The organism is Nocardia sp. NPDC006982, from assembly GCF_042869435.1.
Taxonomy (GTDB): Bacteria; Actinomycetota; Actinomycetes; order Mycobacteriales; family Mycobacteriaceae; genus Nocardia.
The window spans coordinates 389,417-415,150 of the sequence record NZ_JBIAFV010000005.1 but is presented as its reverse complement, the minus strand read 5'-3'; the positions used below and the strand labels follow the sequence as shown (position 1 = coordinate 415,150).

Below are 25,734 nucleotides of genomic sequence, written 5' to 3'. Positions count from 1 at the left end.
TCCGATCACGAGATTCATTGCCGGAACACGACTTTCCAGCGGATGGCGTACCGGCCGAGGATTGCGGTGGCGACGCCGTCGGAGGCGAGGTCCAGTTCGACGGTCGCGACGATCGCCCCGTCTTCCACTGCCGCCGTGACGCTGTGCACTCCGGCGACCTGCTCGAGCGCGTCCCGCAGTTCACGTCGAGTCGCATCGGCGCGCAGTCCGAGCTTGTAGGGCTTACCGACATCGGTAACCGGCAAAGCATCCAGAACCACGACGGATTTCGGTACGGCCGCGCGCTCGGGCACCCGCTCGCTCGCCCAGGCGAGCAGTTCCGATTCGGTGATATCGGCATCGGCTCCGAGCGTGACATAGGCGACGGGTACTTCACCGGCGTGGACATCGGGACGTCCGACGGCACCGGCCGCGGTCACCTGCGGATGTGACAGGAGTGCGTCCTCGATCAGCGCCGGGTCGATATTGTGCCCACCGCGGATGATGAGATCCTTGGCGCGGCCGTGCAGATGGATGAAGCCGTCCGCATCGATGTGCGCGAGGTCACCGGTATCGAGCCAGCCGTCAACCGTGGTGCCGAGGCTGTCGAGGAGGTGGCCCTGGTCATTGCGGCCCGTCACATAACCTGCGAAAACCGTTGGGCCACTGATCTCCAGCACGCCGATCGCACCGGCAGGCAGCGGCTCCCGGTCGCCCGCGCGCACCACACGCACCTGCTGGTAGGGCATACGCTGCCCGACTGCACCCGGTCGCGGCCGGTCCGGATAGCTGCGGGCGGTCGCGCAGGTCGCCTCGGTGAGTCCATAGCCTTCGACCAGGGTGACACCGGTATGCGTCTGGAAGTTCGTCCGCACCGCGGACGGCAGCGGTGACGCACCGACCATCGCGTAGCGCAGACTGCTGATATCGGCGTCGAGGGGGCATTGCGCCAGTACGGCATATACGGTCGGAACCGCGCTCATCGCGGCAATGCCATAGTGCGCCACGATCTTCCAGAATTCGCCGTACAGCGCGAGATCGCGGTAGCCGAGCGGACCGGCCCAGACCACCGGCTGCCCCTTGAACAGCGGCGCCAGCAGCGTCACCACCAGGGCATTGACATGGAAAAGCGGGAGTGCGGCGAAGATCGTCGCATCCGCGTCGAGCAGGGAGTTGGCGGCGATCATCCACGCATTGGCGATCTCGCCGGAATGGGTGTGCGCGGCCAGTTTCGGCACGCCGGTGGTGCCGCCGGTGTGGAACAGCGCGGCCAGATCGTCGGATGTCGGGAGCAGACCGGCGAAGGCAATCGAATCATCCTCGGCGGCAAGCTCATTCAGGTAACCAATATGTACACCGTCGAGCGCAGGCAGCGGGTGCGGCTCGGCAGCGTCGGTGGGGCGCAGCACGAGTACGGCGTCGAGCAGCCCGTCATTCGCCAGGGCGAGTGCGGATTCCCATGTGTCGGTCGCGAGTTCGGGACCGGCCGCGATCAGCACTCTGGCATCGGAGCGGCGCAGCAGTTCCGCGACATGCCGACCGGACATCGCACCATTGATCGGTGCGGCGATTCCGGCGAGCTGCGCGGCGAGCGTCGCGGGGATCAACTCCGCGCAGTTGGGCGCCATCAATGCGACCGCGTCGTCGCGTCGGATACCGAGCCGGTGCAGCAGATTCGCATAGCGGTGCACGTCGGATAGCAGTTCGGAGTAACTGCGCTGCAAGGGTTCTCGCCATCGCGCGGCCTCCGGCAACACGGTGAGCGCGTTTCGCTCGGGCCAGAGGCCGGTGGCCCGGACCAGCAGTGCGTACGTCGATTCCGGCAGCCCACGCTCTTCCAGCGACAGGGATTCGATCTCGGCCAGGTCGCTGTGGCCCGAGTAGCGCGGCCACAGCAGATCCGTTGTCGTCATGTTCACCGCATGTACCGCACAACCGTACGCTGGCGACCCAGATCGATCGCGCCGTCATCGGTAGCCACCGTGGCCTCGATGATGTCGCCGTCGCGCAGATACTTCGGGTTCTTGGCCTGCCCCTTGAAGAACAGCTTCCACTTCGTCGCCGCCGGGAGCAGCGAGGAGATGATCTCGACCGGTTTCGGCGGGGCGCTGATCGCGGTGCCGATCGGGGTACCGGTGAGCAGCACATCACCCGCATCGAGTCGCTGGAATCGGGTCAGCGCCCGCAGCGTCTCGACGGGACCGTAGATCATATCGGCGACCGTCATATCCTGGCGCGCTTCACCATTGACCCACAGCCGCAACCGCAGATCGGTGAACCGCTTCAGCTCGTCGGCATCCAGCAGCACCAGCGCCGGACCCACCGGCGTGAAGGTCGGATACGACTTCGCCTCGTAGAACTGGGTTTTCGGCAATTGCACATCGCGCGCCGAAACATCATTGGTGACAACGAGCCCGGCGACGTACTCGGCGAGATTGTCGGCGGTGATCGCGGTCCCGACCGGCATTTCCTTTCCGAAGACCAGTCCGATCTCCACCTCGTAGTCCAGCAACTGCACGTGCGCGGGCCGGATGACATCGTCGAGCGGTCCGCTGATCGAACCGGAGGATTTGCGGAAGAAGGTCAAGGGCACGGTCTCCGGGTTACCGCCCGAATCCCGCACGTGGGACGCGAAATTCGTCATCTGTGCGACCACCCGGCACGGTGCGGTCACCGGCGACACCAGCGCCAGGCTCTCGACGGGGACGATCTCGGTACTCGACGCAGCCGCCGCCAGCGCTGCCCGGTCGGCGAGCAACTGACTGGTGGTGGTCGCAGCGGTATCCACCCGCGCGGCCCCCGCCGGTGTCGAAACCCACCAGGCATCGGCGGTACGGAGAACGGAAATACTCATGAGTTGGCAACTTTCAGTAGACCGCGTAGGCGGCGTAGATCGAATTCGTTGTCCGCACGCAGCGCGTCGAATATGCCGCGCAGTTCGCGAACCGATTCCCGGCCCGGTTTGAGGCCGAGGAAGTCCTTGGTGGCGGGCGGTCCCCATTGGGCCAGCCCGGATGCGGTCATCGGCGCCCAGCCGGGCTCCAGCGTGCTGTCGAACATGTCGCCATCGCTGAAGTGCTCGACCAAGAACCCGTCCGGATCGCGCCAGTAGTCGAAGATCTGGCTGCCCTTGATATGCCTGCCGATCCCCCATGACCGCTGGTAACCGTGGTCGAGCAGATATTCACCACCCGCGGCCAGGGCATCGAGGTCGGCGACCTGATAGGCGGAGTGCATATACCGGTTGACCGGGCCGAGCGACAGAGCCAGCGTGTGGTGGTCGGCGGGGGTGCGGCCGCGGTCGCAACGGATGAAGCTCATGACCGGGCCGCGGTCGCGTTGACCCGAGTAGTAGTGGAAATCGCTGACGATCAGACCCAGGTGTTTCAGATACCAGTCGAGCGTCTTCCGATAGCGGGTCGTCTGGACCACCACATGCCCGAGCCGCTGCACCTGGGCCGGTTCCCGCGGCGGGCGTTGGGTCCGGTTCATGCGCGGCGTTTCGTGGCCGAAATTGAGGGTGTGCGGCTGCTGGGCGGGCAGGGCGGCGAGCACATGCGTATCGGCGACCACTCGCACCCGCAATCCGCTCGGGTCGGACAGGTCGACGGAAAAACCGCCGATACTCTCCGGCAGTGGCCCCGGCTCGGGTCCGGCGGCCTGCGCGAGACGGAGCAGATCCGTGGAGGCCGCCGCCTGGAATGCGGGGCCGACGAACCTCGACCGCGAACCCCGGCGAATGATCACACACGGTGCGCCCGGGTCGGTGCCACGCAGCTGCAGTTCGTCCGCGCCGCGCAGCACGGTCGTGAAACCGAAAGCGCAAGCGAAGATTTCGGCGGCGGCCAAGTCGGGCTTCTCGAACTCCAGCCACGCCAGATCGTGCACCTTGATGATCGGATTCCGAGCCCGCCCCGGATGTTCACCCGCCTCGGCGCCGAACTCGCTGTGCAGGCCCGCATGCGGGCCGTGCTGGTCGATCATCGGCCTCTCCCTTCGAGTAACTGAATATATCGTCACTTACGAGGGAGTGTTCAGTCAAGCTTTTCTGAGGAATTCGTCATTACTGACTCGGCGGGTTAGGATTGCGAGATGGACCAGGGAGAGGTGATGAGCGAGCAAACCGGTGCCGAACCCAATCGCTTGGAGCGGCGAAAAGCACGTACCCGGGCAGCGCTGGTCAGTGCGGCCCAGTCTTTCCTCGCCGCCGGGAAACCGAATGTGCCGATCCTGGAGATCACCCAGGCCGCCGATGTCGGGATGGGATCGTTCTACAACCACTTCGAAAGTCGTGAGGATTTGTTCCGCGTCGCGATCGAGGAGGCGCTCGATCGGCACGGCTCGACCCTCGACGTGCTGACCGAGGGTATGGACGATCCAGCGCATATCTTCGCGCAGAGCTTCCGGTTGACCGGTCGTCTGCACCGCAAAAATCCCACGTTGAGCAAGGTGCTGCTCAATCACGGTCTGGCCCTCGTCAGCTCCACGAAGGGCCTCGCGCCCCGCGCGCGCCGCGATATCGATGCCGCCGTGCGCGCGGGACGGTTCCAGGTCCGCGATGTGGAGCTGGCGATGACCATCGTGGCCGGCGCCTCGCTATGCCTCGGTCAGCTCCTACACGACAACCCCGAACGCGACGATGCCGCGGCCGCGGACGAGGTAACCGAGGATCTGCTGCGCATGTTCGGTATTCCGCCGGACGAGGCGCGCGAGATCTGCGAGCGGCCGCTGCCGCCGATCGAGACGTTGCCGGACACCGCCGCGTGAAATCAAAGATCGATCTCCACATCGCTGATCGGGTAGGCCACGCAGGAGTGGGTGTAGCCGAACTGCTCGTCGGACAGTCGTAGTTTCGCTTCCTCGGCGGTGTGTACCTCGCCTTTGACGAGCCGCACCCGGCACAGGCTGCACTCACCGGATCGGCATGCGGCCTCAGGCCGAATGCCGTTGTCCTCCAACGCGTCCAATAGTGGTCGGTTGCGCGGTGTGCGGAAGCTGGTGCTGCCGACGGTGACGGTCACCTGCTCGGCGGGATCCTTGTCGGCGGGCCAATGGGGTTGTGCGGTCGGGTCGCTCGGTGCGCCATTGGCTTCGAAGCGGATTCGCTTGCGCGGCTGGCCGAGTGCGCGAAGTTGTCCGAGCGCGTACGGGTAGAGCGCCTGCGGGCCGCAGACGTAGACCATGCGGCCGCCGAGTTCGCCGGTCAAAGCACGGATCGTGTCGGCGGTGAGGAATCCGGTGGGCCCGGTCCAGTCGGTGTCGGGTTCGGTAATGACGTAGTCGACGACGACACCGGGATATCGGGTGGCGAGTGCGTCGAGTTCGGCGCGGAAGATGATGTCGTCGGCGGAGCGGGAGCCGTAGACGAGGTGGAATGTGCGGTCCAGATCGTGGTCGACGATCTCGCGGATCATGCTCATCGCCGGGGCGACACCGGAACCGCCCGCGAGGAATACCAGGTCGTCGCCGTGGAAGAGCGGGTTGTGGTGGAAGGTGCCCATGGGCCCGGTCGTGATGAGGACTTCGCCGACCTGCACCGTGTCGATGAGCAGATTGCTGATGCGTCCGCCTGGCACGCGCCGCACGGTCAGGTCGTAGTGGTCGAGCGTGGTGGGACTCGAGGAGATGGCGTACGGGCGGCTGGTGCCGTCGACGAAGACATTGACGTACTGTCCGGCCAGGAACGGCGGCAGCTCGAGTTGGCCGACACCCTCGAGCCGGAAGGTTTTGGTGGTCGCGGTCTCGTCGATGATCTCGGCGACGATCAGCCGCAGCCGCCGGGGGTGGTAGGCGTCGATGGTGGCGCGGGTTTCGGCGGGGTGGTCGCGGGTGTCGGGGATGCGGGAATCGATTTCGACGAGAATCTGTGCCGCGCCGTCGAAGCGTTCTGCGAGGGAATGTTTCATGATGTGCTCCGTTCAGGCGGACTTGGCGCGCAGCAGCCGGCGCGCGACGCGTGCGCCGGCTTCGAGAGTGGGCTGGAATCCGCCCATGCCTGCCCACGAACCGGCCAGATGCAGTCCAGGAATGTGGGTTTCGCGTTCGCTGTTGCGGAACAGCCAATTCTCGGTGGCGTCCTGGTCGTAGCCGTAGATCGTGCCGCCGGGGTGGCCGAGGTAGCGCATTATGGTCAACGGTGTTGCGACATCGACCTCTTCGATGGCATCCCGGATGCCGGGGGTGATGGTCTCGCACAGGTCGAGCAGCGTTTGGGCATAGGCGAACTTGGTGCGCGTGTATTCCGACGGAGCCACATTGCGCCAGATATCGCCGTACTGCAGGGTCATCAAGCTGACATGGGTCGAGCCGGTAGGCGCGAACCCGATCGGGGCGACATCGTAAGAGCTGACGCATATTCCGCGGGCGGGCTGGAAGGAGCGCCACGCGTCGTAGGTGCGGTCGTCGTCGGTGTCCATATTGACGAAGGTTGTGCTGGTGGTGAACCCGAGTTCGGCCGGGGTGGCGTCCAGGCCCATGTGCAGCACGAAACCGGATACGCCGATTCGCCTGGTAGCCAGATCATCTCGTACCGCAGCGGGAAGATCGATGCCTTCGAGCATGCCGTAGGTGACCGGCAGCGAGGCGTTGGACACCACGTCGCGTGCGGTGACCTCGGTGCCGTCATCGAGCCGGACACCCAATACCTGGCCCGCATCGGTGAGAATGGCGTCGACCCCGGTGTTGAACCGCACTTCACCGCCCGCCTGTAGGAAGGCGTCGAGGATGGCGGTGGACATGGCTTGCGAGCCGCCGCGCAGATGCCATGGTTTGAATTCGAAGTAGGCGAACAAGGTCAACGCCAGGTCCTGGAATCGCAGCTTCGACGGCGGCTGCCCGAGATAGGTCCAGTACATGCCGAGCGCGACCTTGATCCGGTCGTCGTCGAAGAACTCGTCGAGCACCGCCTTCAGCGGCCGCAGACCGTATTCGAACAGCACCGGATCGATCTGCTCGACCGGCATCCCGCGCATGGCGGCGATTTGCCAGAACGTCACCTGTTTGAGTAATTCGAAGAACTTCGCGGTCCGGTCGCGGTTGCCGGGAAACTCGGCATCGATAGCGTCGATCGCGCCATCCCAGTCCGCGGGCAGCGTGAGGTCGACCTGCCCGGGAATCGCCGCGCGGTACAGGTCGTGCTCCTGCACAAATTCCAGCTTGTCGATGATGCCCAGCTGCTGGAACAGTCCTTCCCGCAACGACATCGGCTGCCCTTCGGCACCGACACCCGAAAGTTGGTGCAGCGCAACCTCGAATTCGAAACGTCCACGGCGGAAAGAAGTTCCGCAGCCGCCCGGAACGTTGTGCCGTTCAAGCAACAGAGTTCGCGCACCCGCGCGCTGCAAGGTGGCCGCGGCCGTCAGCCCGGCATTGCCCGCGCCGATGACGATGGCGTCGTAATCGGTCACGCCTGCGCCGCCGCACGCTGAATCTGCTCGGTGGCCTCGGCCTTGATCTGCTCGAACTGTTCGCCCATGCGCGCGGCCAACGCCTGTGCGGCCGAGAGCGGACGCACCATCACCATGAAGTCGTCGATCTTGCCGTGCTCGTCGAAATGCAGGAAGTCGCATCCGGTGAGCTGCTTGCCGTCGACGGTGGCCTCGAAGACGAAGGCGTGGTCGCGGCCATTCGCGTCGGCGATCTCGCGTACGTAGCGGAAGTTCTCGAATACGCGGATCACCCCGCGCAGGATGGCCGCGGTGATCGCCTTGCCCGGATACGGCTTGAACGCGACCGGACTGGTGAACACCACGTCGTCGGCCAGTAGCGCCTCGATGGCGGCCTCGTCGCGTGCCTCCACGGCTGCACGGAAGGGATGCATCGCTCCACCTTTCATAATCAATTATTTGTCTATCAATTCCGAACAGTATTCCTGTGTGCGGTCTAGTGTCTATAGTTGATTAGACAATAATTTGAATAGTCATCGAGGCTGGTAACCTGAGCGGGTGGCGTTACGTGACGCGGTACTGGCCGCTCTGCTGGAAGGGGAGGCGTCCGGCTATGACCTGGCCAAAGGCTTCGATGCCTCGGTGGCCAACTTCTGGATGGCCACGCCCCAGCAGCTGTACAAGGAACTCGAGCGGATGGCCGCCGAGGGCCTGATCGAGACCCGGGTCGTGCAGCAGGAACGTCGTCCGAACAAGCGACTGCACGCCATCACCGCGGCTGGGCGAGCCGCGCTGCGCGCGTTCATCGCCGAGCCCGCCAAGCTGACCGCCGTCCGCGACGAATTGATGGTCAAGGTGCAGGGCATGGACACCGACGATGCGCCGACCGTACGCGCCGCGGTGGCCGAGAAGCTGGACTGGTCCAGGGCGAAACTGGCCCGCTACGAACGCTTGCGCGCCCGGCTGCTCGATGGGCGCAGCGAGCAGGCGTATCTGGCCGAGGCCGAGCGCATCGGTGCCTACCTGACCTTGCTGCGCGGAATCTCCTTCGAGCAGGAGAACATTCGCTGGGGAGAGTTCGCACTGGCTGCTATCGACCGGCGCATCGCTTCCAGATCCGCGACCGCGGCCGACTCGATCACCCCGTGGTGAGGGCGCCGGATCGTATTCCGTGAGCGCGTTCCAGTCCGGCCCTCGAGGCCTCCCCACGATGGTGTGGTGTGCCAGAATTCGCGGGTGCGCAGTCCCGTGATCGACGTTGCGGTGGGCAGCGATATCGGCAGACGCTATTCGGCGAATTTCGATGTCACCTATCTCCGTGAGCAGCCGTTGCTAGCGCTGGTGGCCGATGGTATGGGAGATGGGCCAGGCAGCGCGGCGGCGGGACGGACCGCGGTGGATATCTTCGTCGAACACGTCGCGGATGCGGCGGAACTCGGGCCGGACGCGCTGCGTGCCGCGGTGGCGGCGGCGCATGCTCGGGTGAGTCGGATCGGTCAGGAATTGCGGACTTTGGCCGGATGCACCCTGACCGCCATGGTCGCCGCGCCGCAGGGTTGCTGGCTCGTGCAGATCGGTGACTCCCGGGTGTACCGGCTGCGCGCCGGGCTGCTGGAACTACTGACGACCGACCATACGATGGCGTGGCTCGGCGCTGTGCACGGTTGGTATCCGTTCGACTCGCCGCAGGCCACGTCGGCGCGGTATCAACTGACCCGCTACATCGGACACGGTGACGCGCCGGAACCGGATGTGCTGAGCGTGACGATGCAGCCCGGCGATAGGTACCTGCTGTGCACCGACGGTGTATCCGAGCAGGTCGGCTACGACGACCTGCGGAACGGGTTGAGCCGTGGTATCGATCCGCAGTCCGCTGTTGTCAGGCTTTTGGCTGCTGCCGATCGGGCGGGTGGAAACGATAACGCGACGGCAATCGTCGTCTACGTCGACTGAATTAGCCGGAGGCGCAGGGGTATTCGCCAGTAGTCGCCTCCTGCGCAAAATTGTTCGGAGGCCGCGCGGCCAACGATCAGGCAGAGAGGCTCAATGCACTGGAGAGTGCGGTGTCGTAGCGGTCCCAAACTATTTCGGTCAACGCTGTATCCGGCCCGATGACCTGCGCATGCACCACCTCGGGTGCGGCGGCCACCAGGCGGTCGGTCAACAGCCCCGGCGCGAGGAACCAGGGCGCCACGAGCACTCCCTCGGCACCCCGGGCGCGCAGACGCGAAATTGCCTGGGTGACAGAAGGTTCGGTGGTGGCGAAGCAGACCTCGGTAAGCCAGCCGGTCATCGCCGCCAGCTGTCGCGCAACATCGCTCGTTCGCGCATTAGCCGCCGCCGCCGCCCCAACTGCGGCCACGACCACCCCCAGTGTTTCACCATGCCGCGGCGATACCGCCGATTCCAGCGCGGCCAGGATGCGGTCGCGGAGGGTGGTAATGAGCCGCGGGTCCGGCCCGAGAACGTCTGCTTGCGTCAGCACGAGTTGCGGGTGGGCGGTGCGGGCGCCAGCAAGCAGTCCGGGTAGATCGACTCGCGCATGATATGCGCTGCCCAACAGCAACGGCGCCACCACGGCATGCGTGTGCCCTTGCGCGGCAACGGCATTCACGACCTGATCGACCGACGGCGCATTCAGATCGAGGAAGGCGAGCCGCACATCGATATCCGGCCGGGCGGCGGCAATATCGGCGACGACCGCCGACATCGTCGCGGCCGAGCGCGGATCCCGACTGCCGTGCGCCACCGCGATGAGCGCAGGCCTGGGCTCCGCGTATCCGCCGATCGGTGTGGCAGCCGTGACCCGGACAGGCCCGAACATCGGTCTACTCGGTCCGCGTCCGTTGTCCGACAATCGCTCCAGTTCCGCCCACATGGACCCGCCCGGCAGCCGCGCCACCGAGCCGATACCACCGGGCGAATTCACCTCAGACTCCGACCTCGACCGCGGTCAGCACGTCACCGACCAGACCGGCGGCGAGGGTGTTGCCGCCCGCCGGATCGATGAGCAGGAAGCTGCCGGTGTGCCGGTTGACGCGGTAGTCGTCGGCCGCGATCGGCTCGGCGACGCGCACGGAGATGCGGCCGATATCGTTGAGCGCCAACGACTCCGGGCTTGCCTGCGCGGTCAGGTTCTGCTCGTCGAACCGCTCGACGAGCGCGCCGACGATCGCCTGTGTGGTGCGGGTGCCGTGCTTGAGCAGCAGTCGCGCGCCGGGACGCAGCGGCTTATCGCCGAGCCAGCAGACGGTCGCGTCGAAGGAGTCGATCGGCTCCGGCGCATCGGCCGGGGAGGCGATGATGTCCCCGCGCGAGATGTCCACATCGTCGGCCAGGATCAGCGTGACGCTGCGGCCGACCTGTGCGACGGCGAGCTCACCGTCGGGTGTATCGACCCGCTCGACGGTCGAGCGAATACCCGAGGGCAGCACCACGATTTCGTCGCCCGGCGAAACCGAGCCCGCCGCGATCTGGCCCGCGTAGCCGCGGTAGTCCGGGTATTCGGCGGTGCGCGGACGGATCACATACTGCACCGGGAAGCGCAGGCCGATCGCGTGCTCGCCCGAGCTGTCGGCATCCACCGGCACCGATTCGAGGTGCTCGATCAGCGAAGGTCCGTCGTAGTACGGAGTGTTCGCCGAGCGTGAGGCGATATTGTCGCCGTGCAGTGCGGACACCGGAATCTCCAACACATCCTCGGCTGCCCAGCCGAGTGTGCTGGTGAGGGTGTTGAATTCGGCCGAGATCGCGGCGAAGACGGTCGCCGGATCATCGACCAGGTCGATCTTGTTCACCGCGAGCACCAGCTTGGGCACGCCGAGCAGCGCGAGGACCGCGGCGTGCCGACGGGTCTGCTCGATGACACCCTTGCGCGCGTCGACGAGCAGGATCACCAGTTGCGCGGTGGACGCGCCGGAGACGGTATTGCGGGTGTACTGCACATGTCCGGGCGTATCCGCGAGCACGAAAGACCGCTTGGGCGTTGCGAAGTAGCGGTAGGCGACATCGATGGTGATGCCCTGTTCGCGTTCCGCGCGCAGCCCGTCCACGAGCAGCGAAAGATCCGGCGTGGCAAGACCTTTGTCCACCGACGCGCGGGTGACGGCGTCGATCTGGTCGGCCAGTACGGATTTCGTATCGTAGAGCAGGCGTCCGACCAGGGTGGACTTACCGTCGTCGACAGAACCGGCGGTGGCCAGCCTCAGTAGGTCGGACATATCAGAAATATCCCTCTCGTTTGCGGTCTTCCATTGCGGCCTCGGACACTCGGTCGTCGCTCGCCCAGGATTGGACACTGTGCGCCGCGCTCGGTCCGGCGAGTAACTCGGAACGCATCAGAAGTAGCCTTCTCGTTTGCGGTCTTCCATTGCGGCCTCGGACACTCGGTCGTCGCCGCGGGTAGCACCGCGCTCGGTCAAACGGGACGCGGCCACCTCGGCGAGAATCGCCTCGTTATCGGCCGCGTCGGAAAGAATTGCACCGGTGGAGGATCCGTCGCCGACGGTGCGGTAGCGCACCGAACGGGTCTCCAGTACCTCACCGTCGCGCGGGCCGCCCCAGACGCCGGGCGTCATCCACATGCCGTCGCGCTGATACACCGGACGTTCGTGCGAGTAGTAGATGCTCGCCAGATCGATGTCCTCGCGCGCGATGTAGCGCCAGATATCGAGTTCGGTCCAGTTGCTCAGCGGGAACACCCGGACGTGCTCGCCGGGAGCGTGCTTGCCGTTGTACAGATTCCACAGCTCGGGCCGCTGCCGCTTCGGATCCCACTGCCCGAAGGCATTGCGCAGCGAGAAGATTCGCTCCTTGGCGCGCGAACGCTCTTCATCGCGGCGGCCACCGCCGAAGACCGCGTCGAAGCGGTGCTCGGTGATGGCGTCCAGCAGCGGAACCGTCTGCAGTGGATTGCGGATACCGTCCGGGCGCTCGGTGAGACGGCCGTCGGCCAGGTAGTCCTCGACCTTCGCGACATGCAGTCGCAGACCGTATTTTTCGACCACCTTGTCGCGGAATTCGAGCACCTCGGGCAGGTTGTGCCCGGTGTCGACGTGCAGCAGCGCGAACGGCAGCGGCGCGGGCCAGAAGGCCTTGAGCGCCAGGTGCAGCAGCACCGTGGAATCCTTACCGCCGGAGAACAGGATCACCGGCCGCTCGAATTCGCCTGCCACCTCACGGAAGATGTGGATCGACTCCGACTCCAACGCCGCGAGGGTGTCGAAATCGGTGATGCCCAAGGAACGTGCGCTGATGGTTTCGGTCATGACTGATGCAACCCGCATTCGGTCTTGGCGAGGCCGGCCCAGCGGCCGCTTCGCGGATCGGAGCCCGGCTCCGGCTTCCGTGTGCACGGAGCGCAGCCGATGGACGGATATCCCTCCTCCACCAGGGGATTGACGAGGATGCCGTGCTGTTCGATATAGGCCTGCATCTCGTCGTCGGACCAGGCGGCGATCGGGTTGATCTTCACCAGTCCGAACGCCTCGTCGAACGAGATGAGCGGGGCGTTGGCACGGGTCGGGGCCTCCACGCGGCGGATGCCGGTGACCCAGGCGTTGTAACCGCCGAGCGAGCGCTTCAGCGGCACAACCTTGCGCAACCGGCAGCATTCACCGGCATCGCGCGCGAACAAATCCTTGCCGAGCAGCTGATCCTGTTCGGCCACAGTGCTTTCCGGCCGCACATTGATCACATTCACGCCGTATACGGCCTCCACCGCATCCCGGGTGCCGATGGTCTCGGCGAAGTGGTAACCGGTATCCAGGAACAGCACGTCCACACCCGAATGCACTTGGGCGGCAAGGTGAACCAGCACGCCGTCCTGCATATTCGAGGCGACGATGTAGCCGGTGCCGAAGACGTCCTCGGTCCACCGCAGCAAATCCAATGCCGTGGCGTCGGCACCGAGTTCGGCCGCGCCTTTTTCGGCGATCGCCCGCAGTTCGTCTTCCGACAGCTTGGCGGGAAGGTCCGCCGTTACTTGATCCGTTGTCACGCTAGTTCTCCCATTTACCGAAGGTCGGCCTCGTCGGCACGAACCGCCCACTGAGCGAACCGTTCGCCGTCCTCGCGGTGCTTGATGAAGTTGCGCACCACCCGTTCGATGTAGTCACCGAGCTCGTTGGTGGTCACCTTGTGCTGACGCAGTTTGCGACCGAAGGCGCTGTCGAAGCCGAGGCTGCCACCGAGATGAACCTGGAAACCCTCGACATGATTCCCGGCGCCGTCATCGATCAGCTGACCCTTGAAGCCGATATCGGCGATCTGCGCACGCGCGCAGGAGTTCGGGCAGCCGTTGATATTGATGGTCACCGGAACGTCCAGCTGCGCATTGAGATCCGCGAGCCGCTCCTCCAACTCCGGCACCAGCGCCTGGGACCGCTTGCGGGTCTCGGCGAAGGAGAGCTTGCAGAATTCGATCCCGGAGCAGGCCATCAGGTTCCGGCGCCACAGCGACGGACGTGCCTGCAGGCCAAGGGGTTCCAGCTCGTCGATCAGCGCGTCGACCTTGTCGTCGGCGATATCGAGCACGATCAGCTTCTGGTACGGGGTGAACCGGATCCGGTCCGAGCCGTACTTCTCCGCCGCCTCGGCGACCTTGGTCAGGACCGTGCCCGAAACCCGGCCCGCGATGGGGGAGAAGCCGACCGCATTGAGTCCGTTGCGCAGCTTCTGCACGCCGACGTGATCGATCGGCTTCTTCGGCTGCTCCGGCGCGGGGCCGTCGATCAGCTTGCGTTTCAGGTACTCGTCCTCGAGCACCTGACGGAACTTCTCGATGCCCCAGTCCTTGATGAGGAACTTCAGCCGGGCCTTGGTGCGCAGGCGGCGGTAGCCGTAGTCGCGGAACAGCGAGACGACGGCCTCCCACACATCGGGAACTTCGTCCAGCGGCACCCACACGCCGACGCGCTGGGCCAGCATCGGATTCGTCGACAGACCGCCGCCGACCCACAGATCCAGACCCGGGCCGTGTTCTGGATGATTCACCCCGACGAACGCGACATCGTTGATCTCGTGGACCACATCCTGCTGGCCCGAGATCGCGGTCTTGAACTTGCGCGGCAGGTTGGAGTACTCCTTCTTGCCGATGTAGCGGCGCACGATCTCGTCGATCGCGGGCGTCGGGTCGATGATCTCGGTCAGCGATTCACCGGCCAGCGGCGAGCCGAGCACCACGCGCGGGCAGTCTCCGCACGCCTCGGTGGTCTTCAGGCCGACGCCTTCGATCCGCTTCCAGATCTCGGGGACGTTCTCGACCTCGATCCAGTGGTACTGGACGTTCTCGCGGTCGGACAGGTCGGCGGTGTCGCGGGCGAATTCCGTGGAGATCCCGCCGAGGGTCTTGAGCTGCGCGACATTCAATGCGCCGCCATCGCAGCGGATACGCATCATGAAGTACCTGGCCTCGAGAATGTCGATGTTCTCGTCACCGGTCCAGGTGCCGTCGTAGCCCTGTTCGCGCTGGGTGTAGAGACCCCACCAGCGGAACCGGCCGCGCAGATCGCCCTTGTCGATGCTGTCGAAGCCCTGCTTGGAATAGATGTTCTCGATCCGGGCCCGGACATTGAGCGGGTTGTCGTCCTTCTTGGACTGCTCGTTCGGGTTCAGCGGCTCGCGGTAGCCGAGCGCCCACTGGCCCTCGGCCTTGCGGCGCACCGGCTTACCGGTGCGGACCCGCGGGCCGGCCGCTGCCTCGGTCCGCGGACGGTCCGGGCGGACCCGTCGTTCGGAGGCCGGGCGCTGCGGGCGCGCGTGGGGCCCGGAACCGGGCTGATCCGTGGGACCGGCGTCGGTGCTCGACGTCATGGGGGTCGCTCCTGCTGGGTGAGGGTACATCCGTGCTGAAGGCGTGAGGGGCTGACTCACGCCTGCGGTGTCAGCGGGCCGATGTCCGTCGAAATCGGGGAATCACCGGGCAAACCCGGGAATGCGCGCCGCTGAGCTACCGAAGAGAACCGGGCAGACAGCAGGCACTACAGACGCGCTTGTAGTCGACGTGGCGACGTGCCACAAGTCGTACTCCAGATCCGCGCATGCGGCCTATTGTGCCATGTCAGGGTGGCCCTTCCGACCTCCCGGCCATATTTCCCGCGAAATCGAGGGAAATTCCCTGGACTATGCGGGCCGATTGTGATGGCTGTCATAGTTAGGGGCCGCAATGCGTCGCATGATTCGTCAAGATCATCGCCGGTGAAGCGAGTCACTCGGGTTGACCTCGAGCTAGGTCGAGGTAGCAAGGTCTGTGGCATGAATACCGATAACGATCTGGACGCCATCCGCAAGGTCGTCGCCACCATTCAACATTCCCAGCAGAACGAGCTCGTCGACGAATTCGTCGGTCTGTTCCGCGAGGACGCCATCTGGACGACCGGAGGCGGCAAGCGACTGTTCGGCCGCGCGGCCATCGGTGAGTTCACCGCACAGGTGCTGCCGGGTGCGATGCGGGACGGTACCGCGACCTACGAGGTCGAGCATGTGCTGTTCATCCGTCCGGACGTGGCCGCGGTCAAGGTGGTCCAGCGGTACTTCGACGGCGCGGGCCAACTGTCCGGTCAGGGCTCACCGATGTACGTCATGTCCAAGGAGGACGGCCGCTGGCTGCTCACCGCGAATCAGAACACCGTGGTCGCCGACTGAACCCGCCCGCAACGGCCCAGGGGAGCGGCGGTCACACTGGAGGGGTGAGTTCCGCCGCCGCCCCGATAGAAGCCGAGACGCCAGCCCTGGTGCTGCGCGACTTCGGCGGCGGCCCGTTCGGGATCTACATCCACGTGCCGTTCTGTGCGACACGCTGCGGATATTGCGATTTCAACACCTATACCGCTGGCGAGCTGGGCACCTCGGCATCGCCGCAGTCCTGGCTCGAAGCACTGCGCGGCGAACTGGCGACGGCGGCCGAACGGTTCGCTGCGCTGCCGACCGCCACGCCCGAGGTGGCGACGATCTTCGTCGGAGGTGGCACGCCGTCACTGCTCGGCGGTGACGGCTTGGCGGACGTGCTGAACTCGGTGCGTGCGAACTTCACCCTCGCCGCCGATGCCGAGGTCACGACCGAATCCAATCCGGAGTCGACCGCACCGGAGTTCTTCGAACGCATCCGCACGGCCGGATTCACCCGGGTGTCGCTCGGCATGCAATCCGCGGCCCAGCATGTGCTGAAGGTGCTGGATCGCACCCACACGCCGGGCCGAGCCGTCGCCGCGGCGAGAGAGGCTCGCGCTGCCGGATTCGACCATGTGAATCTCGACCTGATCTACGGCACGCCGGGCGAACGCGACAGCGATCTGGACGCGAGCCTGGATGCGGTGCTGAGCGCGGGCGTCGACCATGTCTCCGCCTACTCGCTCATCGTCGAGGACGGCACCGCACTGGCCCGTCGCGTGCGTCGCGGCGAACTGCCCGCTCCCGATGACGATGTGCTCGCTGCCCGCTACGAGCGCATCGACTCTCGTCTCAATGCGGCAGGCCTCACTTGGTACGAGGTATCCAATTGGGCCGCAGGCGATTCCGCGCGCTGTCGGCACAACCTCGGGTACTGGGACGGCGGCGACTGGCTCGGCGCGGGACCCGGCGCGCACAGCCACGTCGGCGGCGTGCGCTGGTGGAACGTCAAACACCCTGCGCGCTATGCCGATACCGTCGCGCGTGGCGGTTTTCCCGCGGCAGGCTGGGAAACGCTCACTGCCGACGAACAGCACACCGAACGCGTCATGCTCGCCGTTCGCTTGCGCACCGGCCTGCCGCTGAACGAGTTGGCCCCGACGGAATCCGCCGCGGCAAGCCGAATCATCGCCGACGGTCTGGCAGTTCGCTCCGGCGACCACCTGATCCTCACCGACCGCGGCCGCCTACTCGCCGACGGCGTTGTTCGAGACCTCCTGACCTGACTCTGACTTATCCTCACTTCACGACCGGGTTCATGGATGCCGCCCGTTGCGCTATCACAGATCGGTAAAGACGCGTAGGCTTCGGACCAACCCAAGGAGTCTTATGCCATCGGCACGACACATCACCCTTATCTCCGAGCAGAGCGAGTTCGCCGAGGCGCGTGCCGCCGAGAAGGCGGAAAACGCGAGACAGTGCGCGATAGCTGCCAGGACGGTCGCCAGCCACGCCGAGGACGCAGCGGATTGCGAGTCCCTGCTCGCCATGCTCGGCCTGGACGCACTGGCCGGCAAGATGGTGAGAACCGTGTCCGAGCTGTAGCTGCGGGCTCGTCCGCCCTTGCTCCGTGCCGCCTCGAGGTGTCATCCGCCGCAGCGGCATCCGCCCCCGTACAAGCTGGTCACTACCTCGCGCAACGTCGACTGTGTGCGAGGTAGTCACTCGCTATGCCGAGGTGCTCATGCCTTTGCGGCAGCGCGGAGTGGGCATCACAAGCGCTCGGGGGTGGCGAGCTTCACGTTGTGGTGCACCAATTCGGGCGGGTTGATGCGCGATCGTCGGTGCTCACACTGAGCGCCGTAACCGACTGATCAGTCCATCTTTCTGTCCGGGCGCGGCAAAAGGTGACAACATCATGAGCCGACAGCACCAACGACGACAGGCAGGACTCTGATGAAAATCACCCGTAGTCTCCGCGCCTGCATCGCGGCGCTCACCTTGGCTTTCACACCCGTCCTCGCGGTCGCCCCGGCGACCGCCGAACCCCTCCCGACGATCGTGCTCGTGCACGGCGCCTTCGCCGACACCACGAGTTGGAACGGCGTGGCCGCGACGCTGCGTGACCACGGTTATCGAGTGGTAGTTCCCGACAACCCGCTGCGCGGCCCCGCCAACGACGCCGCGGCGATCCAGCGAACCCTGGACACCATCTCCGGACCTGTTGTCCTTGTGGGCCATTCGTATGGCGGCTTCGTCATCACCAATGTCCACGACCCGAAAGTCCAAGCGCTGGTCTACATTGCGGCCTTCGCCCCAGTGCAGGGCGAAACCGGTCTCCTCGAACTCAACCCGATCAGTTTCCCCGGCAGCCAGTTACTGCCCCCGGCGCTCCAAGTACGCGTCGTCGACGATCCAAATGGCTTGGCAGGCAAGAACATCGACGGATACGTAGCCGCCGACTACTTCAATTCCATCTTCGCCCAAGACGTATCCCCCGAAGTAGCCGCCGACATGCTCGCCCACCAACGCTCCCTGGCCGTATCCGCCAACATCGAACCCTCCGGCGCTCCCTCCTGGTCCGCAACCCCCAGCTGGTACCTCGTCTCAGCCAACGACCGCATAATCCCCCCTGCCTCCGAACGCTTCATGGCAAACCGCATGGGTGCCCACACCAGCGAAATCGACGCCTCCCACGCCTCCCTGGTCTCCCGCCCCACCGAGGTCGCCGCCGTAGTAGAAGCCGCCGCCGGTCGATAACAGGGTCCGATCGCCAGGCCTAGTAGGTGAGTACTTGGTAAGCGCCGAGCACCATGGCCAGGATCGCTATCGAGGTGAACAACAGCCAGCTGATGATGCCGGGGATCCAGCGCTGCTGTGGTCCGAGCCTGCCCGGGGTGCTGACGGACATGGATGCCCGGGAGTAGACGCGGGTCTGGTGGCCTGCGGTGACCGGCACCATGATGTCGGCGGGCATGGGATGGCTGCCGAAGCGGGACCAGGGCGCTCGCCATGGTGGCGGTCCGACGCGCAGATGGTGTATCCCGGTTCGGCCGGGATGAAGGTGGTGCCCCAGCCGGACCTTGTGCGGCACGTGCTGTCCGTTGAGCACGACTTCCGGGAGGGTGAACAGATGCGCCAAGACCCGCGGCATGCAGGACGCCACCAGGGCGATTCCGGTTTCCGCAGGTTCTGGCTGGAGAAGGGCATCGGATCGTTCTCGTCGACGCCGTGCGCCAGGATGAAGTTGAACGGCAGGAGGGTGCCTCGGTAGGGCGGCATCGGGGTCTGGGGGAGCGAGCCGTGGGGCAGCACATAGTCGGTCGGCTGCAGCACCCGGTAGTCCGGCGCTTTCGGCGACAACCCGAAGGGACGGAAGCCGATCGGTGGAGTCGCTGGACCGCCCAGGGCGGGCGCGAGAATTTGCGGATAGTCCGGTTTGTTCACTGTTCCGAATCCCCATGTCACACTGTTCGCGCGGTGAGGTTAGCAGTCGGATCTCGCTCCGGCGCAACGTCAGTCGGTCGCGGGGGAATCTGGATCACAACCGTCGATGGTGCGTGAACGGGCAATTGTCCAATAGGCAATTAGACTTGGTAAACAGACGTACCTAGTAACCTGCATCGAATTCGGGTCGATGCGGACGGTGCGCACGTGACCGTTACGGCGTACCCGAGGACGAGCGAGGAGGTGGGGCCCATGTCGAGCACCGAGGATCGGCGCTTCGAGGTCCTGCGTGCGATCGTCGCGGACTATGTCGCGACCAAGGAGCCGATCGGGTCGAAGACCCTGGTGGAGCGGCACAACCTCGGGGTATCCAGCGCGACGGTTCGCAACGATATGGCGGTGCTGGAGGCCGAGGGCTACATCACCCAGCCGCACACCAGTTCCGGTCGCATTCCGACCGATAAGGGCTACCGGCAGTTCGTCGACCGCATCTCCGAGGTGAAGCCGCTCTCACCGGCCGAGCGCCGGGCGATCATGGAATTTCTGGAGTCCGGCGTCGACCTCGACGACGTGCTGCGCCGCGGTGTTCGGCTGCTGGCTCAGCTGACCCGCCAGGTCGCGGTCGTCCAGTATCCGACGGTATCGGCATCCACGGTCCGCCACATCGAGGTGGTCGCGCTGAATCCGGCTCGGTTGCTGCTGGTCGTGATCACCGATACCGGCCGGGTCGACCAGCGTCTGGTGGAACTCGGCGCACTCGTCGATGACCAGGACCTCGCCGCACTGCGCGGCATGCTCGGTGGCGCGATGGACGGCAAGCGCCTGTCCGACGCCTCCGCGGCCGTCGCCGAACTGCCCGAGCGGGCGCCGGTACGGCTGAAGGATGTGCTGGTGCGCGTCTCGACCGTGCTGGTCGAGACCCTGGTGGAGCATCCGGAGGAGCGGTTGGTCCTGGGTGGCACCGCCAACCTGACCCGCAATGCAGGCGACTTCGTCTTCCCTGGTTCGCTGCGCGATGTGCTCGAGGCGTTGGAGGAGCAGGTGATCGTGCTGAAGCTGCTCGCCGCCGCACAGCATCCGGGTACCGTCACGGTGCGCATCGGCGAGGAAACCCAGGTCGAGCAGATGCGTGGAACTTCGGTCGTGTCGACCGGCTACGGTGCTGCGGGTGCGGTACTCGGCGGGATGGGTGTGCTCGGTCCGACCCGGATGGACTATCCGGGGACCATCGCATCGGTCGCGGCCGTTGCTCGTTATATCGGTGAGGTGCTCGCGGAGCGCTGAGGGGCCCCGTCGCTGATACGCTCGATCCTCCGGCGGATAAAGTTGAGTGCATCCGACTAATGCTGTTGCAAACCAAGGACTAGAGAACTCAAGTGGCACGGGACTACTACGGACTGCTCGGCGTCGCGAAGAACGCGACCGACCAGGAGATCAAGCGCGCCTACCGCAAGCTGGCGCGGGAGCTCCACCCCGACGTCAACCCCGACGAGGCGGCGCAGGCCAAGTTCAAGGAAGTGTCGACCGCCTACGAGGTGCTGTCGGACCCGGAGAAGCGGCGCGTCGTCGATATGGGCGGCGACCCGCTGGAGTCCGCTGGCGCCGGCGCGGGCTTCTCCGGCGCCGGTTTCGGCGGGCTCGGCGACGTATTCGAGGCCTTCTTCGGCGGTATGAGCGGTTCCGGCGGGACGCGCAAGCCGCGCGGCCGGGTGCAGCCCGGTGCGGATTCACTGCTGCGGACCCGGCTCAGCCTGGCCGAATGCGCGGTCGGTGTTACCAAACACCTGACCGTCGACACCGCCATCCTCTGCGATATCTGCCACGGCGCGGGCACCAACGGCAAGTCCAAGGCGGTGCGCTGCGAAACCTGTGGTGGTGCGGGTGAGGTGCAGTCCGTGCAGCGTTCGTTCCTCGGCCAGGTGTTGACCTCACGTCCGTGTCCGACCTGTCGCGGCGCGGGTGAGACCATTCCCGATCCGTGCCACAAGTGCGGCGGCGACGGGCGGGTACGGGCGCGTCGCGAGATCGCCGCGCCGATTCCGGCCGGTGTCGCCAATGGCATGCGGGTGCGGCTGGCGGCGCAGGGCGAGGTCGGTCCCGGTGGTGGGCACGCGGGCGATCTGTATGTGGAGATCGTCGAGCAGCCGCACGATGTCTTCGTTCGCGACGGCGACGATCTGCACTGCACCATTCGGGTGCCGATGGTCGATGCCGCACTGGGCACCACGGTCGTCATCGATACCATCCTGGACGGCCCGACCGAGCTGACCATTCCGCCGGGCACACAGCCGGGTGAGATCTCGGTGCTGCGCGGCCACGGCATGCCGCGCCTGCGCTCCGGTGCGCGCGGTGATCTGCTCGCACATCTGGACATCGTGGTGCCGACCAAACTCGACGCCAAGACCACCGATCTGCTGCGCACGTACAAGGGCATGCGCACCGGTGATCGCGCCGAGGTGATGTCGGCGCAGTCCGAGCACAACAGCGGCCTGTTCGCCCGGCTGCGAGCGTCGTTCAGCGGGCGATAGGCGTTGGCCGCCACGGTCTTCTATCTCGCCGACATTCCGGAGCCGGGTGGCATCGCGGTGCTGGACGGTCCGGAGGGACGCCATGCCGCGACGGTGCGCCGCATCCGGGTCGGCGAGCCGATCACGCTGTCCGACGGCTCCGGTCTGCTCGCGGCATCGGAAGTCGTTGCGGCGCAGAAGGATCGGCTCGAGCTGACGGTGCTCGATCGGGTGCTCGCCGCGCCCGCGACGCCGCGGGTGACCATCGTGCAGGCGCTGCCGAAGTCCGACCGCTCGGAGCTGGCCGTCGAGCTGATGACCGAGGCGGGCGCCGATGTCATCATCCCGTGGCAGGCCGCGCGCTGCATCGCGAACTGGGAAGCCAAGGCGGACAAGGCCGTTGAGAAGTGGCGTGCCGCCGCCCGCTCGGCCGCACGGCAGTCTCGCCGCGCCTACATCCCCGAGGTCGCCGATCTGCACCGCACCCGTGACCTGCTCGACAAGATCCGCGGGGGCGTGGCCGCGGGCGGCATCGCGGTGGCACTACACGAATCGGGTACCGCCCGCTTCGTCGAGCTGCCTTTCGACAAGGCCACCGAAATCCTGCTCATCGTCGGCCCCGAAGGCGGTCTAGACGACTCCGAGCTCACCGCCTTCGCTGCTGCGGGCGCCGACGTAACCCTGCTCGGCCCCACTGTCTTGCGCACCTCCACCGCCGCCGCCGTCGCCCTCGGCGCCTTGGGGGCGTTGACCTCCCGCTGGTAGCGACTCGGCTGCTCGGTACGGCACCGTGAAGATCGCTAGCACACAAAGTATTGCGACCGCGAAGCACGACAGCGTGTACCAGAGATTCCCGATGGGGTCGCCATTGCTCGTCGAACCGTCGACGGCAGCGAAGTAATCGGGCAGCGCGCTTATCCAGAGCAACGCCATCACACCGAGGTACACGACGCTGTAAATCCGTACGAAGCGGTTCGTGTAGTCCGAATGGTCTCGCCGTAGCCGCAGCCACTGGCGAGTGAGAATCGGAATCGCGACAATGCTGAGGATGACCAATTCGGCCGCATAGAGGAATCCCCGCAACGTGGTGCTCCCTGCGCCGAAAACTGTTGCCGGGATCGGCAATACGCCCGTACCCAACGACCCGAGAAGGCCGATGACAACAGTGCGCCACACTAATTGCAGCCCAGTGAAACTGCGCCCCTGGTCGACATGACGACCGACGAACAACTGGACGAAGAATGCCAGCGACATCGGCCACAGCGCGGCGAATACCACCACACTCGGTAGCGGAACCGAGTCGAACATCGGTTGATTGAGCGAATTTTCGGTCGACCACTCCCACCAGCGCAGCTGCGGTCCAAGATGGTCGAAGATCTCATAGAAGCCGTGGTGGACGAAGCCTACGCAGACGGCGCCGACGAGAACACCGTATCGACGGAAAACGCCCAGCATTCGGACGATTTCGAAGGCCAACGTGGCCATCAATGGGTAGATCGCCACGATATAGAGGGGGAGCCGACCCCAGAGGAAATCCACGGTGAAGACGTTGTGCGCGAACATCGTGTCGACGTGTGCGTCGATGCCGAAGGCCGCCGGAAAGTACAGCGGCGGTTCGATGATGAACAGATATGCGGTCGCGCCGAACCAGACCACGAGATTGGTGGGATCGCCGTGACGTCGCAGGCGCACGATCGCGTAGATCAGCGCGAGCACCGCGCCGAGGACGATGGTGAACTCGAGCACCGGCAGCGTCCAGTTCTCCAATGCGAAAGGGTTTCGCACCTCGACGAGTCCACCGGCCTCCCGACAGGAAAAGCCGAGCGCCTTCGCGAGTTCGTCGAAGGTGGGTGCGCAATGATCGGCCATCAGTCCCCCTGCGCTGCAACGGAATCGGCGGTGTACCAATGTGATACGTCGTAACCGGCGTCATAGCGCTTGAACCACACATCGGCGAGTGCGGGCAGCTTCTCGTGATCCGGGTTGTGCTTGGGCAATTGACTGCGGATGATGCCCACCATCGCGATCAGTTGTTCGCCGAGTCGTAGATCGTCGAACGCGCGCGACATCGGACCGTTGTCCTCGACGGGCAGCCGCAACAATTTCCGCACCTTCTGCTTACCCCGGTGCATCGCGAACATCGCCAGTGCATCGATGCGCCGATCCTCCTGCGGCACATGCTTATTGAAGCCTGCGCAGGCCACCTTGATGACCTTCATGACGTGCCGGAAGATCGACGGAGCCATGCGCATCCGGTAGGCGTCGCTGCCGACAATCGAATCGAAAATGATCAAAGCCGAGCTTCGATGTTCGACTTCCTCGACGAAGTGCCAGATGAACAGCGATGCGACACGGTCGTCGCCCGGCCGGAACAGGGTCGAATCGTTGTCGAGCATCAGTTTGAACACCGGGGTGAAGGTGGCCTCCAGATCGGCGGTGTAGGCGAGCCGATATTCCAGCGAGGTGTGCACGGTGAGGCGGTCGAATTCCGCGATCACTTCGTTGAGCGTCTCCTGGAGCCCGGGGTATCGCCTGATCAGGCCATTGGCGTGCTGGCGGTGGGCGGTCGAGTGCTGGCCCTCCTGACGCACGAATGCGTCCGCTTCCTCCGCGACCGCGGGATCGGTTATCCGCGGCATGGCCTCGCGAATCATATTGACGATCATCTTCTCGAAGCCGATGGCCAGGAAGGACACCGCGTTGGCCATGGACGAGAAGGCCGGATTCTCTTCGTTCCACAGGAACGGTACGTCGTAGTCCGCGAATGCGAATCGCATCTTCCGGACTTGCAGATCGGTCACTTGGCTGTACCTCGTATTTCGAAAGGGGGCTGTAGCCGTGTTCGGACGCGCCGAAGCCTCGATATCGGTGATCATACACAGATCGGTTCGAGTGTATGATTAGAATTGCTCGAGCTGGGACGACGACGGCCCTGTGGTAGCGTCGAGCCCCTGATCTGGGCGGTCGGCGGGGTTGTCCGGCTGTCGGTTTCGCATGCGAGGGACATCGTTCGAACCGAGGAAGCGAGCAGTGGCAGGAAGGCGCGGGTGGGGCGGGAGTCCGCCGAACAGCGATGAAGAAGCGTCCCGTCGAATAGTCGCCGCCGCAGTAGATCTGATCGGACGGACGGGTGCGGAGATCAGCATCGCCGACGTCGCGGAGTCGCTCGGTGTCATCCGTCAGACGGTGTATCGATACTTCCCCAGTGCGGATGCGCTGATGCAGGCCGCGGCCATCGCTTCGGTCGACGGCTTTCTGGACCGGCTGACAAAGCAGGTCAGCGGTATCGAGGACCCGGTCGAAGCCATGACCGAGGGCGTGGTCTTCACGCTTTCAGACGTGCGTCGAACGCCTCACCTGGGCATTCTGCTGTCGAGCACATATTCGAATGTGCACCCCGAAGGCCTCACCTCCGAAGCGGCACAAACCTTCGGCATGACGATGATCAAACGCTTCGACGTCGATTGGGCGCGTTACGGATACGACGACGCGTCGCTGCACGAACTCGTCGAATACATCCTGCGAACGATGCAGTCGTTCTTCATTTCTCCGGGCAATCCGCCCCGGAGCGAAGACGAACTGCGTCGGTATCTACGACGCTGGATGGGAGCCGCGATCATCGCCCAACCCAGGGTGGACGGACGACGCGGCGGCTGACCCGTTGTCCGGTCACGGGTCACGCGTCACAGGCCGCCATCACCGCATCGGCTGCCGAGCCCACACCCGCGCTCCAGAGGGCCGTAGTGTCCTGGAGCTTGGTGGCGGCTGGGTGTGTGGTCACATGCTTCATGATCTTGGGGGCGTCCTGC

25 protein-coding genes and 1 pseudogene are annotated in these 25,734 nt (G+C 65.3%); 11 read left to right on the top strand and 15 right to left on the bottom strand.

Annotation, left to right across the window (positions count from 1 at the left end):
* Window positions 1–14 precede the first annotated feature (14 nt).
* The 3 genes from ACFYOW_RS22675 to ACFYOW_RS22665 are packed head-to-tail and all read right to left on the bottom strand — an operon-like array spanning window position 15 to window position 3,963.
* The gene (locus ACFYOW_RS22675) at window positions 15–1,892 is read right to left on the bottom strand and encodes an acyl-CoA synthetase (protein ID WP_387290871.1); all 1,878 of its coding nucleotides are present in this window, start codon (window positions 1,890–1,892) and stop codon (window positions 15–17) included.
* Between the two features lie 2 nt (window positions 1,893–1,894).
* The gene (locus tag ACFYOW_RS22670; protein ID WP_387290869.1) at window positions 1,895–2,833 is read right to left on the bottom strand and encodes a fumarylacetoacetate hydrolase family protein; all 939 of its coding nucleotides are present in this window, start codon (window positions 2,831–2,833) and stop codon (window positions 1,895–1,897) included.
* Window positions 2,830–3,963, bottom strand: a complete 1,134-nt coding sequence (locus ACFYOW_RS22665) for a VOC family protein (protein WP_387290867.1) — start codon at window positions 3,961–3,963, stop codon at window positions 2,830–2,832. The genes ACFYOW_RS22670 and ACFYOW_RS22665 overlap by 4 nt, the downstream gene beginning before the upstream one ends.
* Window positions 3,964–4,089: 126 nt before the next feature.
* Between ACFYOW_RS22665 and ACFYOW_RS22660 the strand changes: the two genes are divergently transcribed.
* Complete coding sequence (locus ACFYOW_RS22660; RefSeq protein ID WP_387290865.1) at window positions 4,090–4,746, top strand: TetR/AcrR family transcriptional regulator; 657 nt, start codon at window positions 4,090–4,092, stop codon at window positions 4,744–4,746.
* Window positions 4,747–4,748: 2 nt separating this feature from the next.
* Here ACFYOW_RS22660 and ACFYOW_RS22655 read toward each other — a convergent pair whose 3' ends face one another.
* Genes ACFYOW_RS22655 through ACFYOW_RS22645 form a run of 3 tightly spaced genes read right to left on the bottom strand, consistent with a single transcriptional unit; the run spans window position 4,749 to window position 7,798 of the window.
* A complete protein-coding gene (locus ACFYOW_RS22655; protein WP_387290864.1) occupies window positions 4,749–5,885 on the bottom strand; it encodes an FAD-binding oxidoreductase in 1,137 nt (378 codons plus the stop codon).
* A 12-nt stretch (window positions 5,886–5,897) separates the two neighbouring features.
* Window positions 5,898–7,385, bottom strand: a complete 1,488-nt coding sequence (locus ACFYOW_RS22650) for a phytoene desaturase family protein (RefSeq protein WP_387290862.1) — start codon at window positions 7,383–7,385, stop codon at window positions 5,898–5,900.
* Complete coding sequence (locus ACFYOW_RS22645) at window positions 7,382–7,798, bottom strand: nuclear transport factor 2 family protein (RefSeq protein ID WP_387290860.1); 417 nt, start codon at window positions 7,796–7,798, stop codon at window positions 7,382–7,384. The genes ACFYOW_RS22650 and ACFYOW_RS22645 overlap by 4 nt, the downstream gene beginning before the upstream one ends.
* A 124-nt stretch (window positions 7,799–7,922) precedes the next feature.
* On the opposite strand from ACFYOW_RS22645, the gene ACFYOW_RS22640 reads away from it, so the two are divergent.
* Window positions 7,923–8,516 (top strand): PadR family transcriptional regulator, encoded by a 594-nt coding sequence (locus ACFYOW_RS22640; RefSeq protein ID WP_387290858.1) that lies wholly within the window; start codon window positions 7,923–7,925, stop codon window positions 8,514–8,516.
* An 84-nt stretch (window positions 8,517–8,600) separates the two neighbouring features.
* Entirely contained in the window at window positions 8,601–9,317 is a 717-nt protein-coding gene (locus ACFYOW_RS22635) for a PP2C family protein-serine/threonine phosphatase (RefSeq protein ID WP_387290856.1), read from the top strand.
* A gap of 76 nt (window positions 9,318–9,393) precedes the next feature.
* Here ACFYOW_RS22635 and ACFYOW_RS22630 read toward each other — a convergent pair whose 3' ends face one another.
* From ACFYOW_RS22630 to ACFYOW_RS22605, 6 genes are all read right to left on the bottom strand, one after another.
* Entirely contained in the window at window positions 9,394–10,188 is a 795-nt protein-coding gene (locus ACFYOW_RS22630; protein WP_387291415.1) for a sirohydrochlorin chelatase, read from the bottom strand.
* Between the two features lie 106 nt (window positions 10,189–10,294).
* Window positions 10,295–11,584, bottom strand: a complete 1,290-nt coding sequence (locus ACFYOW_RS22625) for a sulfate adenylyltransferase subunit 1 (RefSeq protein ID WP_387290854.1) — start codon at window positions 11,582–11,584, stop codon at window positions 10,295–10,297.
* A gap of 117 nt (window positions 11,585–11,701) precedes the next feature.
* Window positions 11,702–12,631 (bottom strand): sulfate adenylyltransferase subunit CysD, encoded by a 930-nt coding sequence (gene cysD / locus ACFYOW_RS22620; protein ID WP_387290852.1) that lies wholly within the window; start codon window positions 12,629–12,631, stop codon window positions 11,702–11,704.
* Window positions 12,628–13,362 carry a phosphoadenylyl-sulfate reductase gene (locus ACFYOW_RS22615; RefSeq protein WP_387290850.1) on the bottom strand — a complete coding sequence of 245 codons (735 nt, stop codon included), beginning with the start codon at window positions 13,360–13,362 and terminating at the stop codon, window positions 12,628–12,630. Before ACFYOW_RS22615 ends, cysD begins: the two co-directional genes overlap by 4 nt.
* 14 nt (window positions 13,363–13,376) lie before the next feature.
* Window positions 13,377–15,176, bottom strand: coding sequence for a nitrite/sulfite reductase (locus tag ACFYOW_RS22610; RefSeq protein ID WP_387290848.1), 1,800 nt, complete (start codon window positions 15,174–15,176; stop codon window positions 13,377–13,379).
* Window positions 15,177–15,312: 136 nt separating this feature from the next.
* Window positions 15,313–15,405, bottom strand: a complete 93-nt coding sequence (locus ACFYOW_RS22605) for an Ms4527A family Cys-rich leader peptide (protein WP_357470198.1) — start codon at window positions 15,403–15,405, stop codon at window positions 15,313–15,315.
* Window positions 15,406–15,617: 212 nt separating this feature from the next.
* Between ACFYOW_RS22605 and ACFYOW_RS22600 the strand changes: the two genes are divergently transcribed.
* The 4 genes from ACFYOW_RS22600 (at window position 15,618) to ACFYOW_RS22585 (ending at window position 18,731) form a co-directional block, all read left to right on the top strand.
* On the top strand, window positions 15,618–16,007 hold the full coding sequence (locus tag ACFYOW_RS22600) for an SgcJ/EcaC family oxidoreductase (RefSeq protein ID WP_387290844.1): 390 nt from the start codon (window positions 15,618–15,620) through the stop codon (window positions 16,005–16,007).
* A gap of 44 nt (window positions 16,008–16,051) precedes the next feature.
* Complete coding sequence (gene hemW, locus ACFYOW_RS22595; RefSeq protein WP_387290842.1) at window positions 16,052–17,257, top strand: radical SAM family heme chaperone HemW; 1,206 nt, start codon at window positions 16,052–16,054, stop codon at window positions 17,255–17,257.
* A gap of 103 nt (window positions 17,258–17,360) precedes the next feature.
* Window positions 17,361–17,576, top strand: coding sequence for a hypothetical protein (locus tag ACFYOW_RS22590; RefSeq protein ID WP_387290840.1), 216 nt, complete (start codon window positions 17,361–17,363; stop codon window positions 17,574–17,576).
* A 351-nt stretch (window positions 17,577–17,927) separates the two neighbouring features.
* Window positions 17,928–18,731: an alpha/beta fold hydrolase gene (locus ACFYOW_RS22585; protein WP_387290838.1), complete on the top strand. Its 804-nt coding sequence runs from the start codon at window positions 17,928–17,930 to the stop codon at window positions 18,729–18,731.
* Between the two features lie 19 nt (window positions 18,732–18,750).
* On the opposite strand, the gene ACFYOW_RS22580 is transcribed toward ACFYOW_RS22585, so the two are convergent.
* Window positions 18,751–19,125 (bottom strand): hypothetical protein, encoded by a 375-nt coding sequence (locus tag ACFYOW_RS22580; RefSeq protein WP_387290836.1) that lies wholly within the window; start codon window positions 19,123–19,125, stop codon window positions 18,751–18,753.
* 545 nt (window positions 19,126–19,670) lie between these two features.
* Here ACFYOW_RS22580 and hrcA point away from each other — a divergent pair.
* The 3 genes from hrcA to ACFYOW_RS22565 all read left to right on the top strand — a co-directional run bounded on the left by hrcA (window position 19,671) and on the right by ACFYOW_RS22565 (window position 22,690).
* Window positions 19,671–20,702, top strand: coding sequence for a heat-inducible transcriptional repressor HrcA (hrcA, locus tag ACFYOW_RS22575; RefSeq protein ID WP_387290834.1), 1,032 nt, complete (start codon window positions 19,671–19,673; stop codon window positions 20,700–20,702).
* Window positions 20,703–20,794: 92 nt separating this feature from the next.
* A complete protein-coding gene (gene dnaJ, locus ACFYOW_RS22570; RefSeq protein WP_387290833.1) occupies window positions 20,795–21,946 on the top strand; it encodes a molecular chaperone DnaJ in 1,152 nt (383 codons plus the stop codon).
* A gap of 3 nt (window positions 21,947–21,949) precedes the next feature.
* Window positions 21,950–22,690 (top strand): 16S rRNA (uracil(1498)-N(3))-methyltransferase, encoded by a 741-nt coding sequence (locus ACFYOW_RS22565; RefSeq protein WP_387290832.1) that lies wholly within the window; start codon window positions 21,950–21,952, stop codon window positions 22,688–22,690.
* Here ACFYOW_RS22565 and ACFYOW_RS22560 read toward each other — a convergent pair.
* Both ACFYOW_RS22560 and ACFYOW_RS22555 read right to left on the bottom strand, forming a co-directional pair.
* Window positions 22,652–23,794: pseudogene (locus ACFYOW_RS22560) on the bottom strand (hypothetical protein); the annotation flags it as partial. The gene ACFYOW_RS22565 and the pseudogene ACFYOW_RS22560 overlap by 39 nt on opposite strands.
* Window positions 23,794–24,726 carry a metal-dependent hydrolase gene (locus ACFYOW_RS22555; protein WP_387290830.1) on the bottom strand — a complete coding sequence of 311 codons (933 nt, stop codon included), beginning with the start codon at window positions 24,724–24,726 and terminating at the stop codon, window positions 23,794–23,796. The gene ACFYOW_RS22555 and the pseudogene ACFYOW_RS22560, both read right to left, overlap by 1 nt.
* 229 nt (window positions 24,727–24,955) lie before the next feature.
* Between ACFYOW_RS22555 and ACFYOW_RS22550 the strand changes: the two genes are divergently transcribed.
* Window positions 24,956–25,582 (top strand): TetR/AcrR family transcriptional regulator, encoded by a 627-nt coding sequence (locus ACFYOW_RS22550; RefSeq protein WP_387290828.1) that lies wholly within the window; start codon window positions 24,956–24,958, stop codon window positions 25,580–25,582.
* The last annotated feature ends 152 nt before the right edge of the window (window positions 25,583–25,734 follow it).

Bases quoted from the DNA above. Each gene is read 5' to 3' on its own strand.
- ACFYOW_RS22645 (WP_387290860.1), bottom strand. From the start codon at position 7,798: ATGCATCCCTTCCGTGCAGCCGTGGAGGCACGCGACGAGGCCGCCATC.
- hrcA (WP_387290834.1), top strand. From the start codon at position 19,671: ATGTCGAGCACCGAGGATCGGCGCTTCGAGGTCCTGCGTGCGATCGTC.
- ACFYOW_RS22625 (WP_387290854.1), bottom strand. From the start codon at position 11,584: ATGTCCGACCTACTGAGGCTGGCCACCGCCGGTTCTGTCGACGACGGT.
- ACFYOW_RS22585 (WP_387290838.1), top strand. From the start codon at position 17,928: ATGAAAATCACCCGTAGTCTCCGCGCCTGCATCGCGGCGCTCACCTTG.
- ACFYOW_RS22630 (WP_387291415.1), bottom strand. From the start codon at position 10,188: ATGTTCGGGCCTGTCCGGGTCACGGCTGCCACACCGATCGGCGGATAC.
- ACFYOW_RS22610 (WP_387290848.1), bottom strand. From the start codon at position 15,176: ATGACGTCGAGCACCGACGCCGGTCCCACGGATCAGCCCGGTTCCGGG.
- cysD (WP_387290852.1), bottom strand. From the start codon at position 12,631: ATGACCGAAACCATCAGCGCACGTTCCTTGGGCATCACCGATTTCGAC.
- ACFYOW_RS22590 (WP_387290840.1), top strand. From the start codon at position 17,361: ATGCCATCGGCACGACACATCACCCTTATCTCCGAGCAGAGCGAGTTC.
- ACFYOW_RS22600 (WP_387290844.1), top strand. From the start codon at position 15,618: ATGAATACCGATAACGATCTGGACGCCATCCGCAAGGTCGTCGCCACC.
- ACFYOW_RS22665 (WP_387290867.1), bottom strand. From the start codon at position 3,963: ATGATCGACCAGCACGGCCCGCATGCGGGCCTGCACAGCGAGTTCGGC.
- ACFYOW_RS22655 (WP_387290864.1), bottom strand. From the start codon at position 5,885: ATGAAACATTCCCTCGCAGAACGCTTCGACGGCGCGGCACAGATTCTC.
- ACFYOW_RS22605 (WP_357470198.1), bottom strand. From the start codon at position 15,405: ATGCGCGGATCTGGAGTACGACTTGTGGCACGTCGCCACGTCGACTAC.
- ACFYOW_RS22660 (WP_387290865.1), top strand. From the start codon at position 4,090: ATGAGCGAGCAAACCGGTGCCGAACCCAATCGCTTGGAGCGGCGAAAA.
- ACFYOW_RS22580 (WP_387290836.1), bottom strand. From the start codon at position 19,125: ATGCCGCGGGTCTTGGCGCATCTGTTCACCCTCCCGGAAGTCGTGCTC.
- ACFYOW_RS22670 (WP_387290869.1), bottom strand. From the start codon at position 2,833: ATGAGTATTTCCGTTCTCCGTACCGCCGATGCCTGGTGGGTTTCGACA.
- ACFYOW_RS22675 (WP_387290871.1), bottom strand. From the start codon at position 1,892: ATGACGACAACGGATCTGCTGTGGCCGCGCTACTCGGGCCACAGCGAC.